This window comes from Pseudomonas cichorii (assembly GCF_019719005.1).
Taxonomy (GTDB): Bacteria; Pseudomonadota; Gammaproteobacteria; order Pseudomonadales; family Pseudomonadaceae; genus Aquipseudomonas; species Aquipseudomonas cichorii_E.
Window position 1 is genome coordinate 1 of sequence record NZ_JAIGPJ010000046.1, and the last position, 15,458, is coordinate 15,458.

Genomic DNA, 15,458 nt, shown 5'->3' on the forward strand with positions numbered 1-15,458 from the left:
CTTCGCGCCCGTGTCCATTGCACCTTCCTGAAAAGAAGTTAGAAGGTGTAAACCTTATTCAGGACGGGACAGTTTCCACAAAAAAGCCCGGCATGCCGGGCTTTTTGCTGTCTGGCGCTTTTAAAAAATCAGGACCCGGCATCTCTGTTCAAGCGCGCCTTGGCCGCACGCAAGCGCCGCACTTCCATGGGGTCAGCCAGCAGCGGGCGATAGATCTCGATGCGATCACCCGCCTCCAGCACACGAACGGAAGGATCTTTCACGGCCTTGCCAAAAATACCCACAGGGCATTGAGCCAGATCCAGCTCGGGAAACCGGCTCTGCATGCCTGATGCTAAAAGCGCCTGTCGAACCGACGAGCCTGCTGGCACCGAGACGCTGAGCAACACCTGTCGATCGACAGCGCCATAAACCACCTCGATCTGGATCAGTTCGTCAGACATGCAGCTCTTTGGCTCGCTGACAAAAGGCATCCACCAGGGTATTGGCCGCCTGATTGAACAGCGGCCCCAACGTGGCGCGCACAATAGAGCCGGCATAATCGAAGGTGAGGTCCAGGCTGATCTTGCAGGCCTTGTCCCCCAGCGGCTTGAATGTCCAGACACCATGCAATTGACTGAAAGGCCCCTCGACCAGATCCATCACGATGGATTCTCCGGGCACCAGTACATTGCGCGTTACAAACTTCTGGCTCAGGCCACCTTTGGCGACCTCCAGACTTGCACGCATGTGTGTCTCGCTTTCCTCGAGCACCACCGCCGCAGCGCACCAAGGCAAAAACTCGGGATAACGAGCCACATCATTGACCAGGTCGTACAGAAACCGGGCCGGATACGGCAAAAGAGCCGAGCGCTGAATATGCGTAGTCATGTGAGCGTCATTTCCAAAGCTGAGCGGCAAACAAAGAGTCAGTATTGTCCGGGATTCATCCTTCGTGCTCAAGCGCACGCTTTCCCGTAGCCGACATTGAAGCAACTCCCTATAATGCGGCCCCTATGGCTAAGCTCAAGAAACATCCCACAGGGACCATCGCGCAAAATAAAAAGGCGCGTCACGATTACTTCATCGAACACAAGTTCGAGGCCGGTCTGGTCCTGGCTGGCTGGGAAGTAAAAAGCCTGCGTGCCAACAAGGTGCAGCTGGTTGACAGTTATGTGCTGCTCAAGGATGGCGAGGCCTGGCTGATGGGCAGCCATATCACGCCGCTCAAGACCGCCAGCACACACGTCATCGCTGACCCGACACGCACCCGTAAACTGTTGCTGAACCAGCGCGAGCTTGAAAAGCTCACAAGCTCGGTGCAGCAGAAAGGTTATGCCTGCGTAGCCCTTTCCCTTTACTGGAAGCAGCACTTGATCAAGTGCGAGATTGCTCTGGGCAAGGGCAAGAAGGAATACGACAAGCGCCATACCGAGCGAGAGCGCGATTCGGATCGCGAACTGCAACGGGCCGTGCGCAGCAAGGGCAAGGACGACTGATCACCGTAGGAGCGAATTCATTCGCGAATGAATTCGCTCCTACGGTGATGCATTACATATTATTGCGGCGCTCCGCACGCGCTGTGCGCTGGACCTGTTGCCGCACCTCCTCCAGCACTTCCTGCACATAGGTCAGGTGGCGGCTGGACACCTCTCGCGCATCCTCGGCGCGGCCTTCGATAATCGCCAGATACAACTCACGATGCTGCTGGATGAGCATGTCGCGGGTTTCAGCGCGTTGCTGATACATCCCGCCGATATTGATCACCACATTGCGCTTGAGCAGATCGAATAACCCCCGGATCGTATGCAGCAAAACGGTGTTATGGCTGGCCTCGGCAATCGCCAGGTGAAAGCTGGCATCGGCAGCGCCCTCCTCCGCCCGACTCACTTCGTCGGTGCAGGTGTAGCAAGCCTGCAAGGCATCGAAAGCCTCACGCAGACGCTCGCGATCCACATCCGTGGCGCGCAGGGCCGCGTAGTAGGCGCAGGAAGCTTCCAGGGTGTGGCGAAACTCCAGCAGGTCGCGCTGGGCATCGGGGCTGCTTTCCAATAGATGCAGCAGCGGGTCACTGAAGGTCGACCCAAGGTTTTCGACCACATAGTTACCACCGCCCTGACGGCTGACCAGCAACCCCTTGGCGGTCAGTTTCTGGATGGCCTCACGCAGGGAAGGACGGGAAACGCCAAACTGCTCGGCAAGCGCCCGCTCGGCAGGCAGGCGTCCGCCCGACTTGAGCGTGCCCTCAAGAATCATTCGTTCCAGTTGCTCGACAATGTCATCAGACAAACGGCGCTGACGCACCTGATCAAAACCCATAACCCCTCACTCCACACCCGACTCGTTAGCGGGACCGCGCATTCTCGCTGATCGCCGCCCTTCAGGCACCTGCCAGATGCAGCAGGCTAACCGCATTTTCCTGTGCACCCGACCAAAGTCTTGGCGAGACAAATTGACACAACAATAGCAAGGCTTCTAACCTAGCAATCAGATATTGTAAATTGGTATTACCAATTATCCAATGCCAGCGCCGATGGCTGACCTCCATCACGCTGCAAGACCTTCCGATCAGGAAGCCTTGAGCTGGTGAACTGTGCGATTCGTCCATACACATCGGCCATGCACGCACGACACAGAACACCGGGCCTTACCAAAAACAATTAGGGGCCACCTACATGCAGACCTGGCAACAACTCTATACACCCCTGGGCAGCCTGGGCCTTTCCGCCGCCGCTGCGCTCATTCCCATCGTGTTCTTCTTTCTGGCGCTGGCCGTTTTCAGGCTCAAGGGCCATATAGCGGGCAGCATCACCCTGGCGCTGTCGGTGCTGGTGGCGATCTTCGCCTTCCAGATGCCCACAGACATGGCCCTGGCAGCCGCCGGTTACGGGTTCGCTTATGGCTTGTGGCCAATCGCCTGGATCATCGTCGCGGCGGTGTTTCTCTACAAACTGACGGTCAAGAGCGGCCAGTTCGAGATCATCCGCAGCTCGGTCATGTCGATTACCGATGACCAGCGTCTGCAGGTGTTGCTGATCGGCTTCTGCTTCGGTGCATTCCTGGAAGGCGCGGCCGGCTTCGGCGCACCGGTGGCGATTACCGCAGCCTTGCTGGTCGGGCTGGGGCTCAATCCGCTGTACGCCGCAGGCCTGTGCCTGATCGCCAACACCGCCCCCGTGGCGTTTGGTGCGCTGGGCATTCCGATCATTGTGGCCGGGCAGGTTTCGGGGATCGATGCGTTCAAGATCGGCGCCATGGCCGGTCGTCAACTGCCGCTGCTGTCGGTGTTCGTACCGTTCTGGCTGATGTTCATGATGGACGGTGTACGGGGCGTCAAGGAAACCTGGCCTGCCGCGCTGATTGCCGGGCTGAGTTTTGCAATCACCCAGTACCTCACTTCCAACTTCATCGGCCCCGAGCTGCCGGATATCACCTCGGCGCTGGTCAGCATCGTGTCCCTGACACTGTTCCTGAAAGTCTGGCAGCCACAACGTGCTGCGGATTCAGTCGTTGTCAGCGGCTCGGCGGCCATCGCCGGCAACCCTGGCGGCTTTGGCCAGCCACGCACGACCGTCCAATCGCCCTACAGCCTTGGCCAGATCATCAAGGCCTGGTCGCCCTTCCTGATTCTGACCGCCATGGTCACTGTCTGGACGCTCAAACCCTTCAAGGCAATGTTCGCTGCCGGTGGCCCTCTGCAAGCCTGGACCATCAACATCGCGGTGCCATACCTGGACCAGTTGGTGATCAAGGGCACGCCCATCGTTGCCAAGGCCACCGCCATGCCTGCGGTCTACAAGTTCGACCTGATCGCCGCATCGGGTACCGCGATTCTGTTCTCGGCGATTCTGGCCATGATCGTGTTGCGCATCAGCCCCAAGATTGGTCTGACCACCTTCAAGGAGACGCTGATCGAGCTGCGCTGGGCCATCGTATCCATCGGCATGGTACTGGCCTTCGCCTTCGTCATGAACTACTCGGGCATGTCCTCGACCCTCGCGCTGGTGCTGGCCGGAACGGGTGCAGCATTCCCGTTCTTCTCGCCGTTCCTGGGTTGGCTGGGCGTGTTCCTGACCGGCTCCGATACTTCAGCGAACGCACTGTTCGGCTCCCTGCAAGCCACCACGGCACATCAGATCGGCGTCAGCGACGTGCTGATGGTCGCCGCCAACTCCAGCGGCGGCGTGACCGGCAAGATGATCTCGCCGCAATCCATAGCCGTGGCCTGCGCCGCGACCGGACTGGTGGGCAAGGAATCGGATCTGTTCCGCTTCACCCTCAAGCACAGCCTGTTTTTCGCCACCATCGTGGGCTGCATCACTTATGCCCAAGCCTACTGGTTCACCGGCATGATCGTTCACTGATTACAAAAAGACGCGAAGCCCTGACGCCGGCCCCAACCACCGGCGTCAGCCATTCATGCCCCGAACGGATAACCGGGCCCACCCGGAGAAACACCTGATGAGCGAGCTTTTCTACAACGCATCACCCAACGCCACCCGCGTCGCGCCAGCGCGTCATGGGCCACGGCAATACCCCGCGCAAAAACCGCAACGGGTTTACCTGTTCGGCACCTGCGTGGTCGACCTGTTTTTCCCCGAAGCCGGGATGGACGCCATCCACCTGCTGGAACGCGAGGGCATCGCCGTCGAATACCCGCAAGAGCAAAGCTGCTGCGGGCAACCGGCCTACACCAGCGGCTACACCGATCAGGCCCGAGAAGTAGCGCGAGCTCAACTGGCGCTGTTTTCGGGCGACTATCCGGTCATCGTGCCTTCCGGCTCCTGCGCCGGCATGTTTCGCGAGCACTACCCCGACCTGTTCAAGGACGAACCTCACACCCTCGAACAGGTTCGCGCTCTGGCCGAACGCACCTATGAGCTGACTGAATTCCTGCTGTTTGTCTGCAAGGCCCGACTGAACGATCAAGGCCAACCGATCAAGATAGCCCTGCACACTTCCTGTTCGGCAAGACGCGAAATGAACACCCATCTGCATGCTCGCGAACTGCTGTCGCAACTGGGCAATGTCGAGCGTGTAGAGCACGACCATGAAAGCGAGTGCTGCGGCTTCGGCGGGACATTCAGCGTGCGCATGCCGGATATTTCCGGAGCGATGGTAGCCGACAAGACACGCGCCCTGAAGGAATCCGGCGCAGACCAGATTCTTACCGCCGATTGCGGCTGCCTGATGAACATCAACGGCGCACTGGAGAAACAACGCGAATCCCTGCGCGGCCTGCATCTGGCGAGCTTCCTGTGGCAACGCACCGGAGGACAGCGATGAATACGCAAACCCGCATCCCGGCCGTGGAAGTCGAGACAGACTTTCGCTCCCGCGCCCATCAGGCCCTTGGCGATACGCAACTGCGCGGTAACTTCCGGCGCGCCATGGACTCGCTGATGACCAAGCGCGCCGCGGCCTTCAGCGACCCCGAAGAGCGTGAAGACCTGCGCGAACTGGGCAATGCGATTCGCGCACGGGCCTTGTCCAAACTGCCGGATTTGTTGGAGCAGCTTGAACGCAACCTGATCCGCAACGGCGTAAAGGTGCATTGGGCCGAAACCGTCGAGCAGGCCAATGACATCGTGCTGTCCATCGTCAACGCCCACGAAGCCAGGCAAGTGATCAAAGGCAAGTCGATGGTCAGCGAAGAGATGGAGATGAACGACTTCCTGGGCGAGCGCGGCGTCGAGTGCCTGGAAGCGGACATGGGCGAATACATCGTGCAGATGGACCACGAAAAGCCCTCGCACATCATCATGCCGGCCATCCACAAGAACGCCGGTCAGGTAGGCAAACTATTCCATGAAAAACTGGGCGTCGATTACACCACCGACGTCGATCAACTGATCCAGATCGGCCGCCGCGTGCTGCGCCAGAAATTTTTCGAGGCGGATATCGGCGTCTCCGGCGTCAACTTCGCGATCGCCGAAACCGGCACTTTGCTGCTGGTGGAAAACGAAGGCAACGGGCGCATGGTCACCAGCGTGCCGCCCGTGCATATCGCCGTGACCGGCATCGAGAAAGTCGTCGAAAACCTGCGCGACACCATTCCTCTGCTGTCGCTGCTGACCCGTTCGGCGCTGGGCATTCCGATCACCACTTACGTCAACATGATCTCCGGCCCGCGCAAGCCGCATGAACTGGATGGCCCACAGGAAGTGCATCTGGTGCTGCTGGACAATGGCCGCACTCAGGCTTTTGCCGACAGCGAACTGCGCCAGACCCTGAACTGTATCCGCTGTGGCGCGTGCATGAATCATTGCCCGGTCTACACCCGCGTCGGTGGCCACACCTACGGTGAGGTGTATCCCGGCCCCATCGGCAAAATCATCACCCCGCACATGGCGGGCCTGAGCAAAGTGCCGGATCACCCAAGTGCCTCATCGCTCTGTGGTGCCTGCGGCGAAGTGTGCCCGGTCAAGATCCCGATTCCGGCCTTGCTGCGCCGCCTGCGCGAAGAAAACGTCAAGGCACCGGACGCGCCCAATCGCGTGATGCGCGATCAGGGCCGCAAATACTCGCGCAAGGAACGTTTCGTCTGGAATGCCTGGTCGACACTCAATACCTCGCCCGGCCTGTATCGCGCCTTTGCCTTTTTCGCCACACGCCTGCGCAGCCTGATGCCCGGCAAGGTCGGGCCGTGGACACAAAACCACAGCGCCCCGAAACCTGCCGCACGATCCCTGCACGAAATGGCCCGCGAGCATCTGAACAAGCCGTCTGGAGAACGCTGATGAACGCCAAGCAAAATATCCTCGCCAAACTGCGCCAGAGCCTTACGGGAACGACACCGATTGCTGACAACTTCAATGAAGCTCTGGTGACAGAACCCTGGACCTATGCCCCTGCAGAACGGGTCGCCCAGCTACGCAAACTGATGGAAGCCGTGCATACGGAAATCCACTTGTGTACAGAGTCGGACTGGCCTCGAAGGCTGGGCGAACTGGTGCATGACCGGCAACTGCCCAGCCTGCTGATTGCGCCCGGAACCGCTCATGGACAGCGTGTTACCGAACACTGGGCAACCCATTCCGAACTGCCAACGCTCAAGCACTATGACCGCCCCATCGAGCAATGGAAAAAAGAACTGTTCGATGACACACCGGCCAGCTTCACCACCACCGCCGGGGCAATCGCAGCCACCGGCAGCCTGATCATCTGGCCAACCCGGGAAGAGCCACGCCTGATGAGCCTGGTGCCGCCTGTGCATTTCGCCCTGCTCAAGGCCAGCGAGATCTACGACAACCTCTGCGAAGCCCAGCGCAAACAGGACTGGACCGGCGGCATGCCGACCAATGCCCTGCTGGTTTCCGGCCCGTCCAAGACCGCCGATATCGAACAGGTGCTGGCCTACGGCGCCCATGGCCCCAAAGACCTTGTGGTCCTGATCGTGGAAGACGCATGAGCCTGCCAGCAAACTTCATTCGCGAAACCCGTCGCCTGATCCCCGAAAACCGGCGCTTCGACGACCCGCTTTCGACACTGGCCTTCGGCACTGATGCCAGCTTCTATCGCCTGATTCCCAAACTGGTGATCCGGGTTGAGTCCGAAGACGAAGTGGTGGCCCTGCTCAAGCTGGCTCAGAGCGAAAAAGTCCCGATGACCTTTCGTGCTGCTGGCACCAGCCTGTCCGGCCAGGCTATCAGCGATTCGGTATTGCTGGTGCTGGGCGATAACTGGAACGCCCGCGAGGTTCGCGAACAAGGCGCGCAAATTCGCCTGCAACCCGGCGTCATCGGCGCGCAAGCCAATGCCTGGCTGGCACCGTTCGGCCGCAAGATCGGCCCGGACCCGGCGTCGATCAACGCCTGCAAGATCGGCGGCATCGTCGCCAACAACGCCAGCGGCATGTGCTGCGGCACCGCGCAAAACACTTATCACACGCTGGCCGGCATTCGCGTGGTACTGGCCGATGGCACACGTCTGGACACCGAAGACCCGGCCAGCGTGCAAGCCTTTCGCAGCAGCCACACCGACCTGCTGGAACAGCTCGCCCATCTGGGCAGAAAAACCCGCGCCAACACCGAACTGGCCGCCAGAATTCGCTACAAATATCGCCTGAAAAACACCACCGGCCTGTCACTCAACGCCCTGGTGGATTTCGATGAGCCACTGGATATCCTCAGCCATTTGCTGGTCGGCTCCGAAGGCACGCTGGGCTTTATCAGCGCCGTGACCTACAACACCGTGCCCGACCATCCGCACAAAGCCTCGGCACTGATCGTCTTCCCGGACGTGGAAACCTGCTGCAACGCCGTCACCGCACTAAAAAGCCAACCGGTCGCCGCCGTCGAACTGCTGGACCGACGCAGCATGCGCTCGGTGCAGGACAAACCCGGCATGCCAGCCTTTGTCCGCGAACTTTCAGAAAACGCCTGCGCCCTGCTGATCGAAGCACGGGCAGCGTCCCGAGATTTGCTGCATGAACAACTGGCGCAGATCATGGCGTCGCTGGCGTCCTTCCCGGTCGAGAAGCAGGTCGACTTCACCGAAGACCCGCTGGAAAACGCTCGCCTCTGGGCCATTCGCAAAGATACCTTTCCCGCCGTCGGAGCCGTGCGCCAGACCGGCACCACGGTCATCATCGAAGACATCACCTTCCCGGTCGAACAACTGGCCATCGGCGTGCGCCGCCTGATCGCGCTGTTCGACAAGCATCACTATGACGAAGCCATCCTGTTCGGCCATGCACTGGAGGGCAATCTACATTTCGTTTTCACCCAGGGCTTCAACAATCCCGAAGAAGTCGCTCGTTATCAGGCCTTTATGGAGGACGTAGCTGAACTGGTGGCCGTGGAGTTCGGCGGCTCGCTCAAGGCCGAGCACGGAACCGGGCGCAACATGGCACCCTTCGTCGAAAAGGAATGGGGCAGCGACGCCTATCAATTGATGTGGCAACTCAAACGCCTGCTCGACCCCAACGGCATTCTCAACCCCGACGTGGTGCTCAGCACCGATCCGCAGATCCACTTGAAACACCTGAAACCGCTGCCAGCGGCTGACGAAATCGTCGACAAATGCATTGAATGCGGCTTCTGTGAACCAGTCTGCCCGTCCAAGGGACTGACCTTGAGCCCGCGACAACGCATCGTCATCTGGCGCGACATTCAGGCGAAGAAACGGGCCGGTGCCGACACCCGAGAACTGGAACAGGATTTCCACTATCAAGGCATCGACACCTGCGCCGCCACCGGCCTGTGCGCACAACGTTGCCCGGTCGGCATCAACACCGGCGAACTGGTCAAGAAGCTGCGCCATCAGCAAGCGCATAACGACAAGACGGCCAACTGGCTGGCGCACAATTTCAAGGCTGCACTGCAAGGCGCACGTTTTACCCTGCACGCCGCCAACGGTGCACGCATGCTGCTGGGCGCGCCGAGGCTGGCGAAACTGTCAGCAAAACTGCACAAGGCTTCCGCCGGGCGCATCCCGCAATGGACAAAGGCCATGCCACAGCCGGAACAGGCCATCCGCTTCAACCCGCCAGTTGAAGATCAACGCCCCAGAGTGATTTACCTGGCAGCCTGCGTCTCTCGCGTGATGGGACCAGCGGCCAGTGATCGCGAACAGACCTCACTGCTGGATAAAACCCGCAGCCTGCTGGAAAAAGCCGGTTACCAAGTGGTGTTCCCGGACAATCAGGACAGCCTGTGCTGCGGCCAGCCTTTCGCCTCAAAAGGCTATAACGCGCAGGCCGACGAAAAACGCCAGGAGTTGCTGGCCGCGTTGATCAAAGCCAGTCGCGGCGGGCTCGACCCGATCTATTGCGACACCAGCCCTTGCACCCTGCGCCTGGTGCAAGACCTGAAGGACACACGCCTGGATCTCTACGATCCAGTGCGTTTCATCCGCACTCACCTGCTGGACAAACTGACCTTTACCCCGCAACAGGAACCCATTGCCGTGCACGTCACCTGCAGCACCCAACACCTGGGTGAAAGTCAGGCGCTAATCGAACTGGCTCGCCTGTGCAGCGTCAACGTGGTCATTCCGGAAGGCATCCATTGCTGCGGATTCGCCGGAGACAAAGGCTTCACCACCCCCGAACTCAATGCCCACGCCCTGCGCTCGCTCAAGGATGCGGTGCAGCACTGCAACGAAGGCATCTCCACCAGCCGCACCTGTGAAATCGGCCTGTCGCAACATGGCGGCATCGACTACCACGGGCTGGTCTATCTGGTTGACCGGGTGACCCGGGCGAAACCCGTGTAATGGGTCATGAAAATAAATAGAACCCCTGCGTTCTGTCACAGTCCATCCTTTTAACCCCTACACGAACGGGTTTATCCACCTCATGGGCATCCGCCCAAGCAACCGGTAATCAAGGAGAGACATATGAAGCGTACCGCCCTGACTGGACTACTCCTCAGCTCTGTCATGCTGGCTTCCCCGGTGTTCGCCGCCGACGACCTGTGCGGCAGCAACTTGCAGACCATCAAGGACGCCCAGGTTTCCACTAACGCCAACCTGAGCCCCGACCTGAAACAGTCCCTGGCCAAGACCGAAACCGACGCACGCTCCGCCCAGGCCAAAGGCGACAACAAGACCTGCGTCGAACTGACCACCCAGGCCATCACCGAACTGAAAAACATCGGCTCGGGCAGCGAAGGCGGCAGCAAGTAAGAGCCACGCATCGATGCCAGCCATCGCGCTGGCATCGATCGGTAAAACAAGACGCGGGTCGACGCGCCGCCTCAATTGGCGTAGACTCCCGCCCAATGACAGCGAAAGCCGTCACGGGGCCGATTAGGATTCGACGCCGGTGATGAAACTTTAGGTGCATGCCGACTTGGTAACAGAAGTCGTAAATCCACTGTTGCAACTTTCTATAGTTGCCAATGACGAAAACTACGAGGGCTACGCTCTCGCTGCGTAAGCGGCGCGACTAGCTCTTCTGGTAGCTTCGGCTCCAGCAATCATCAGGGGATGCCTGTAAACCCGAAATGATTGTCATATAGAACAGGATCGTCGCTTAGGACGTTGTGGCCGACGCGACTAAAACTTACACAGCTCGCCCAAAGCACCCTGCCCGTCGGGTCGCTGAGGGTTAACTTAATAGACACGGCTAAGCATGTAGTACCGACAGCGGAGTACTGGCGGACGGGGGTTCAAATCCCCCCGGCTCCACCAAATCTGACAAATGAAGACGCCTTAGGGCGTCTTTTTTTTGTGTCTGAGATCCAGTAACCGCGGGGCCTCCAGCGCTTTTAAGGTTTTTGGGCGTCCACCAAATTCTGACCGTTCGGGTATTCCAAGTGGTATTCCAGGCCCTCCGAGGCTAATCTCTGGAATACCCAAAAGCGCCTGAGGTAGATCTCATGCCTGCTACACGTTTCAGGACAGCATTTGTGAACGGCGATTCTGCGCCAGCCTGGGCAGCGACCGGGCGACAGCCTGCACAAGCAACACGGCAAGTTTTCCGGCGCTGAGAAAGTTGCGACGTAATGCTGAAGTAGCGAACGCTAAACCAACTTCCATGCGGTGCACGGTCCCTGAAAAATAACCACCTAACGCCCCTAGTGAGCGAAGCGAACGACTTGAGCCTGTTGTTAGGGGAGGCATACGGGAGTCTCGGACTCTTGTTTTTCTACTTCTAAACTTGCTGCCTTTTGAGCTTGCGTTTTGGGTTTTATGGTTGGCTTTCCTTCAATGGTTTGGTGAATCCACTTATTTCCCCTGGCCTTGTACCATGACCAATGAAATGGCGCCTCAAAGAACTCGCATAAATAAACAAGAGACAGGTAGATATTTGTACCTTTTACAAAATTTTCATCTGCTAGGAATGTTTTGACATACAGGGATGACCAGAGCGCAACTGAAATGTCAAATCTTATCTTTATCGATGGAGAGGCTATTGAATACATTCCTTTATTTTTTGCAGAAATCACTGTGCTAAATAGCTCATTCCCTACCTCGCAAGCGGAAACAAAAAGTCTTCTGTTCTGTAGAAAGCCAGAGAATATCTCAGCGAAACGCTGATAGGAAATACTCCCGAAGGTTGTTGCGATTTCGTTGTGGCTTCCATGGCAGGACAGATGTAGAAATCGATAGCCTGATTTTCTGAACTCCTTTGCTAGTTCAATTAGCTCTTCTTCAGTTCTGAAGTAATAGTATTCGGGGGATTTTCCGCACATCTTTAAGGTTTCAGCAAGAACCTTACCTTCGTATCTCCCTCTGCGCTCATCCTCAAGCGATAACGACTCTAAAATGAATACCTCGGGGAATGTTTCTTGAATTGGAGGGTACATTTTTTGTTTTCCCTAACATTTGGTTAAAGGGCACCCGCTTGCGGGCGTCCCAGTGAGCGAAGCTAATGATTTGAACCATTTATCAGGCGGGGCGCACTGGGTAGCGTTTATTGTTAGTGCGAGGTGAGGCAAGATAATTTACTGCATCTATTGCTGTAATGTGGTTGTCGCAGATATCATTGCACAAAAGCATAAACCACTTTAGCAGGGCGTATTCGGCCTCATCTTGAGTACTGTGGTAAAGACCGGTAGCTTTTCTTGGGTCTGTTACTAGGCCTGAATTTGAATGATAGGAAATAATCCCCTTGTTCAGTACGCAGACGAGATTGGGCCAGAGATGGTTTTCTAATGGAGAAAGTTCGTTAATTAAATTACCTGTTACTACTTCTAGGCTTGGGCTGTCTGAGCAAAATATGAATGTCCAGATTGAATCGCAGTTGTTCGCTTTGGGGGATAGCCGAGACTCATTCTGTTTGTAATGATATCCCATGCGAACTTTATTGCTGCCGTTAGCTGTTCTGTCAAGCTCGCGCACCTTCTTCAGTTTTTTTATTGAGTCTTGCAGCTCCGATTTATCCATGAAACTTTTGACTTCTCCTACGGCAACAACAGATTCGCATGGGTATAAATATTTATTTCCGGATATCTTGAATTTTGGAGCAATAAGGCGATCAAATATAATGATGTCGGCCTGATGAGAGACCGAGCCATTGATGTCTACTACAAAACCAGAGTTAACGCCAAATCTTTCTGGAAGGTATTCCTTTAATAGCTCTTTTATTACTTCTTCACGACCTGCGCCGCGCTCTCCAAAATGGGGAATATTTGAAGCTAGCTCATCGTAGTCTAGCTTTATTTGTTTGGAGATGGATTTAAATATGTCCTTTATATTTACAACATCCATTGCGTTCGTAACTCCTTGACTGCTTAACCATAAATAGATACCAATCGGTACATGACTCCCTAGACGGGCGTGGCGTATAACATACTTTATTCCTTTGGCATCCGTATCTAGGATGAGGCTTTCAGCATGCAGATGAGCGTATAAGGGAGTTATACACCATGTACGGACAGCCACGTTTTCTCGACCAAACGTGGGAGCAAAATCGCCTGCGACACGCGAGTCTATTGCAGGTGGGTTACGCCTTGCGGCAGGAATAGGTCCGCAGAGGTCTAGGCAGCTCATGCGAATTTCGCAAATACGGCCTGCGACCCGATCGGTCAGGGGTCAGTGACGGCGACTGCTCCGCCCGGGATATCAGTCCAGCAGCTGCTGATGTTTTTCTGGTCGCAGGTATTTGCTGTTTTGGGCCCCATTAGCTCACGCGTCTTTTGGAGATTCTGGGGTGTAACGCGTTCGCCTCGTACCTTGTTGTCTCTCCAGCCACAGAAGAATCGCTTGTGCGCATCCTCGACATTTCGGCGGACCTGAGCAACGTGGTGGGGCCCAGCTTTTTGGCTCGGTACAGCGGTTGCTGGGATGTGAGAGTTGAAGTCGGCAAGAAAGCCGCCCGGTGAAAACGAATTGTTCGGGTTCCACTTCAGGCCGAGCAGGCGGCAAAGCGTCGCGTAGTCAGCCTTGTCCAACTGTGGATGCACGACACGGAAGCCGGGCTGCACTTGGAACTCGAAAGATAGGTTGTGCCCTTGGGCGCCAAACAGGAGCGCGTAGAGCGTTTCGTCTATTAGAAACATGACGTCAAAGGTCAAGGGCCCTCGCTGATAGCTGAATCGATACCGGCTAATACTTTGCGCACGCATGCTGTTGAAGAGGTCGCGTAGCCTGTCGAGTACTACCACTGCCATATGCCTGTTCCTCGTGTGTTCGGACGTACCACTCACCTTGTCAGCATTTCACTTGTTATGGAAGCGAGGCAAAGCGCCGCAACGCCACGCATGTAAACTAAGTGCGCGGCGACTTTCCAAACGACTCCCATGGCCAACCATTGAACCGCCCCGGCTACGCCTACAGCAAAGCTGAGGTGCTGCTGACGGATCTGCGACAGCGTGGGGAATTCACCTATTCGCGGCCACACCTGGCGCTAATCGGCTGATGGCCGTGGTCGACCGCATCAGCGCCCGCGAGGGCAGAGTGAAAGTGCGGTTCAGTCGCATCCCCGCCGCCCCTGAGTGGGCGATGCGGCGCGAGATGACTCACTATTTAAAAAATGCATTTCATCGATAGATTCGGAAATACCCTGAAGAAATGCTGAACCGTCAAAGCCCAGCTCTTTGGCACGGACCAATGGAATTCACGTACATATGAATAAACCAATGCTGCATCACTACACCACAGTAAACACATTAGCTTTGATACTTCGGCATCAGACATTGCGCTTCACGCGATTAGATCAATTTGATGACGTAACAGAAGGCCGATCCATTGGTCCCTATCCATTTGGGGCTCGAATGTATGCAAGCTGCTGGTCGGCGGCTGATGAGGAAAGTATTCCACAGTGGGCAATGTATGGAGATGCAATGCGAGGCGTTCGTCTATCCCTTCGTCCCGATCCCTTCAACTGGCGTCCAATCGACATTAGGTGGCATGAGAAATTTCAGTTCATCGACCTAGAAGCCCCCTTTACCATGGAAGAAATGCTTGGAGTAGGCATAACTCTTATTCCCTCAGTTGAAATGAAAAAAACTTTCGGTCAACCAGTCCGCTACGTACCAGACGTACCCACTGCAATTGAGAGGTTTACAGCTATATCCGATGATGGAGGCGTTACATTCTATGGTGAAGGCAATGAGATCGCATTCTTGAAATCTGATGCTTGGGCTTTTCAGAAAGAGCATCGATTTGTGTTGGTTGCCTCACCTGGTCCGATGGAGCCATTCACGGGCGACTCTTCGAGATACCTTGAATCTAGAAAAAACTGGCATAGAAGTGGAGTTGATTTTATGAGAGGTATTCCAAGCCCACTCCACGTTGACTTGGGATTAGATCATACAGCGCTGATCGGCGCGGAAATCCTAGTCGGGCCATTAGCGCCTGCTGGAACCATGGAGATCGTTGAGTCACTTGTAGCTCGCTTCGCAGAAGGTGCATCCGTTCGAGAAAGCAGCCTGAGAGGCTCTATCCGTTCGAAGTAGACAAAATATTGTTAAGCCCCAACCCTATGCACACCATAATGTGTTCTTCACGAAATAATTTACTGTTCTCGCACAACTTCAAGTGACTCACGAGCCCGTTAGATTTTGCTCAAGACTTCCTCACCTTTGCGT

Annotated in this window: 16 protein-coding genes and 1 other RNA gene; 10 read left to right on the top strand and 7 right to left on the bottom strand. The window is 56.4% G+C overall.

The annotated features are described in order from the left end of the window. Positions 1 to 128: 128 nt before the first annotated feature. Both K5D32_RS23460 and K5D32_RS23465 read right to left on the bottom strand, forming a co-directional pair. The gene (locus K5D32_RS23460; RefSeq protein WP_221601994.1) at positions 129 to 443 is read right to left on the bottom strand and encodes an RnfH family protein; all 315 of its coding nucleotides are present in this window, start codon (positions 441 to 443) and stop codon (positions 129 to 131) included. Continuing rightward, on the bottom strand, positions 436 to 870 hold the full coding sequence (locus K5D32_RS23465; RefSeq protein ID WP_025258481.1) for a type II toxin-antitoxin system RatA family toxin: 435 nt from the start codon (positions 868 to 870) through the stop codon (positions 436 to 438). The genes K5D32_RS23460 and K5D32_RS23465 overlap by 8 nt, the downstream gene beginning before the upstream one ends. Before the next feature lie 125 nt (positions 871 to 995). Here K5D32_RS23465 and smpB point away from each other — a divergent pair, with 125 nt between their 5' ends. Then, entirely contained in the window at positions 996 to 1,478 is a 483-nt protein-coding gene (gene smpB / locus K5D32_RS23470; RefSeq protein WP_025258480.1) for an SsrA-binding protein SmpB, read from the top strand. A 52-nt stretch (positions 1,479 to 1,530) separates the two neighbouring features. On the opposite strand, the gene K5D32_RS23475 is transcribed toward smpB, so the two are convergent. Together K5D32_RS23475 and K5D32_RS23480 are read right to left on the bottom strand one after the other, a co-directional pair. Continuing rightward, positions 1,531 to 2,298, bottom strand: coding sequence for a GntR family transcriptional regulator (locus K5D32_RS23475; protein ID WP_221593823.1), 768 nt, complete (start codon positions 2,296 to 2,298; stop codon positions 1,531 to 1,533). A gap of 61 nt (positions 2,299 to 2,359) precedes the next feature. Next, positions 2,360 to 2,587 carry a hypothetical protein gene (locus tag K5D32_RS23480; protein ID WP_221601996.1) on the bottom strand — a complete coding sequence of 76 codons (228 nt, stop codon included), beginning with the start codon at positions 2,585 to 2,587 and terminating at the stop codon, positions 2,360 to 2,362. Positions 2,588 to 2,654: 67 nt separating this feature from the next. Here K5D32_RS23480 and K5D32_RS23485 point away from each other — a divergent pair, with 67 nt between their 5' ends. The 7 genes from K5D32_RS23485 (at position 2,655) to ssrA (ending at position 11,115) form a co-directional block, all read left to right on the top strand. Beyond that, on the top strand, positions 2,655 to 4,343 hold the full coding sequence (locus K5D32_RS23485; protein WP_221577712.1) for a lactate permease LctP family transporter: 1,689 nt from the start codon (positions 2,655 to 2,657) through the stop codon (positions 4,341 to 4,343). A gap of 97 nt (positions 4,344 to 4,440) precedes the next feature. Beyond that, positions 4,441 to 5,265, top strand: coding sequence for a (Fe-S)-binding protein (locus K5D32_RS23490; protein ID WP_221601997.1), 825 nt, complete (start codon positions 4,441 to 4,443; stop codon positions 5,263 to 5,265). Beyond that, on the top strand, positions 5,262 to 6,719 hold the full coding sequence (locus tag K5D32_RS23495) for a LutB/LldF family L-lactate oxidation iron-sulfur protein (protein ID WP_221602000.1): 1,458 nt from the start codon (positions 5,262 to 5,264) through the stop codon (positions 6,717 to 6,719). Before K5D32_RS23490 ends, K5D32_RS23495 begins: the two co-directional genes overlap by 4 nt. Further along, the gene (locus tag K5D32_RS23500; RefSeq protein ID WP_221602002.1) at positions 6,719 to 7,390 is read left to right on the top strand and encodes an LUD domain-containing protein; all 672 of its coding nucleotides are present in this window, start codon (positions 6,719 to 6,721) and stop codon (positions 7,388 to 7,390) included. Before K5D32_RS23495 ends, K5D32_RS23500 begins: the two co-directional genes overlap by 1 nt. Beyond that, positions 7,387 to 10,197 (top strand): FAD-binding and (Fe-S)-binding domain-containing protein, encoded by a 2,811-nt coding sequence (locus tag K5D32_RS23505; RefSeq protein ID WP_221602004.1) that lies wholly within the window; start codon positions 7,387 to 7,389, stop codon positions 10,195 to 10,197. Before K5D32_RS23500 ends, K5D32_RS23505 begins: the two co-directional genes overlap by 4 nt. A gap of 123 nt (positions 10,198 to 10,320) precedes the next feature. Beyond that, positions 10,321 to 10,608, top strand: coding sequence for a hypothetical protein (locus K5D32_RS23510; protein WP_221577707.1), 288 nt, complete (start codon positions 10,321 to 10,323; stop codon positions 10,606 to 10,608). Between the two features lie 115 nt (positions 10,609 to 10,723). After that, positions 10,724 to 11,115: a transfer-messenger RNA gene (ssrA, locus tag K5D32_RS23515) on the top strand. 419 nt (positions 11,116 to 11,534) lie between these two features. On the opposite strand, the gene K5D32_RS23520 is transcribed toward ssrA, so the two are convergent. The 3 genes from K5D32_RS23520 to K5D32_RS23530 form a co-directional block, all read right to left on the bottom strand. Further along, on the bottom strand, positions 11,535 to 12,233 hold the full coding sequence (locus K5D32_RS23520) for a hypothetical protein (RefSeq protein ID WP_221602006.1): 699 nt from the start codon (positions 12,231 to 12,233) through the stop codon (positions 11,535 to 11,537). A gap of 82 nt (positions 12,234 to 12,315) precedes the next feature. Continuing rightward, on the bottom strand, positions 12,316 to 13,137 hold the full coding sequence (locus K5D32_RS23525; protein ID WP_221602008.1) for a DUF6602 domain-containing protein: 822 nt from the start codon (positions 13,135 to 13,137) through the stop codon (positions 12,316 to 12,318). 317 nt (positions 13,138 to 13,454) lie between these two features. Further along, positions 13,455 to 14,039, bottom strand: coding sequence for a DUF6037 family protein (locus K5D32_RS23530; protein WP_221602009.1), 585 nt, complete (start codon positions 14,037 to 14,039; stop codon positions 13,455 to 13,457). 247 nt (positions 14,040 to 14,286) lie between these two features. Between K5D32_RS23530 and K5D32_RS26410 the strand changes: the two genes are divergently transcribed. Both K5D32_RS26410 and K5D32_RS23540 read left to right on the top strand, forming a co-directional pair. Further along, positions 14,287 to 14,418, top strand: coding sequence for a DUF4113 domain-containing protein (locus K5D32_RS26410; protein ID WP_409372891.1), 132 nt, complete (start codon positions 14,287 to 14,289; stop codon positions 14,416 to 14,418). Between the two features lie 77 nt (positions 14,419 to 14,495). Further along, entirely contained in the window at positions 14,496 to 15,326 is an 831-nt protein-coding gene (locus tag K5D32_RS23540; protein WP_221602011.1) for a hypothetical protein, read from the top strand. Positions 15,327 to 15,458: the final 132 nt, after the last annotated feature.

Excerpts from the sequence above, each read along its gene's own strand:
- K5D32_RS26410 (WP_409372891.1), top strand. The coding sequence starts at position 14,287 with ATGGCCGTGGTCGACCGCATCAGCGCCCGCGAGGGCAGAGTGAAAGTG.
- K5D32_RS23520 (WP_221602006.1), bottom strand. The coding sequence starts at position 12,233 with ATGTACCCTCCAATTCAAGAAACATTCCCCGAGGTATTCATTTTAGAG.
- K5D32_RS23465 (WP_025258481.1), bottom strand. The coding sequence starts at position 870 with ATGACTACGCATATTCAGCGCTCGGCTCTTTTGCCGTATCCGGCCCGG.
- K5D32_RS23510 (WP_221577707.1), top strand. The coding sequence starts at position 10,321 with ATGAAGCGTACCGCCCTGACTGGACTACTCCTCAGCTCTGTCATGCTG.
- K5D32_RS23460 (WP_221601994.1), bottom strand. The coding sequence starts at position 443 with ATGTCTGACGAACTGATCCAGATCGAGGTGGTTTATGGCGCTGTCGAT.
- K5D32_RS23475 (WP_221593823.1), bottom strand. The coding sequence starts at position 2,298 with ATGGGTTTTGATCAGGTGCGTCAGCGCCGTTTGTCTGATGACATTGTC.
- K5D32_RS23530 (WP_221602009.1), bottom strand. The coding sequence starts at position 14,039 with ATGGCAGTGGTAGTACTCGACAGGCTACGCGACCTCTTCAACAGCATG.
- smpB (WP_025258480.1), top strand. The coding sequence starts at position 996 with ATGGCTAAGCTCAAGAAACATCCCACAGGGACCATCGCGCAAAATAAA.
- K5D32_RS23505 (WP_221602004.1), top strand. The coding sequence starts at position 7,387 with ATGAGCCTGCCAGCAAACTTCATTCGCGAAACCCGTCGCCTGATCCCC.
- K5D32_RS23480 (WP_221601996.1), bottom strand. The coding sequence starts at position 2,587 with ATGGACGAATCGCACAGTTCACCAGCTCAAGGCTTCCTGATCGGAAGG.
- K5D32_RS23525 (WP_221602008.1), bottom strand. The coding sequence starts at position 13,137 with ATGGATGTTGTAAATATAAAGGACATATTTAAATCCATCTCCAAACAA.
- K5D32_RS23485 (WP_221577712.1), top strand. The coding sequence starts at position 2,655 with ATGCAGACCTGGCAACAACTCTATACACCCCTGGGCAGCCTGGGCCTT.
- K5D32_RS23540 (WP_221602011.1), top strand. The coding sequence starts at position 14,496 with ATGAATAAACCAATGCTGCATCACTACACCACAGTAAACACATTAGCT.
- K5D32_RS23500 (WP_221602002.1), top strand. The coding sequence starts at position 6,719 with ATGAACGCCAAGCAAAATATCCTCGCCAAACTGCGCCAGAGCCTTACG.
- K5D32_RS23490 (WP_221601997.1), top strand. The coding sequence starts at position 4,441 with ATGAGCGAGCTTTTCTACAACGCATCACCCAACGCCACCCGCGTCGCG.
- K5D32_RS23495 (WP_221602000.1), top strand. The coding sequence starts at position 5,262 with ATGAATACGCAAACCCGCATCCCGGCCGTGGAAGTCGAGACAGACTTT.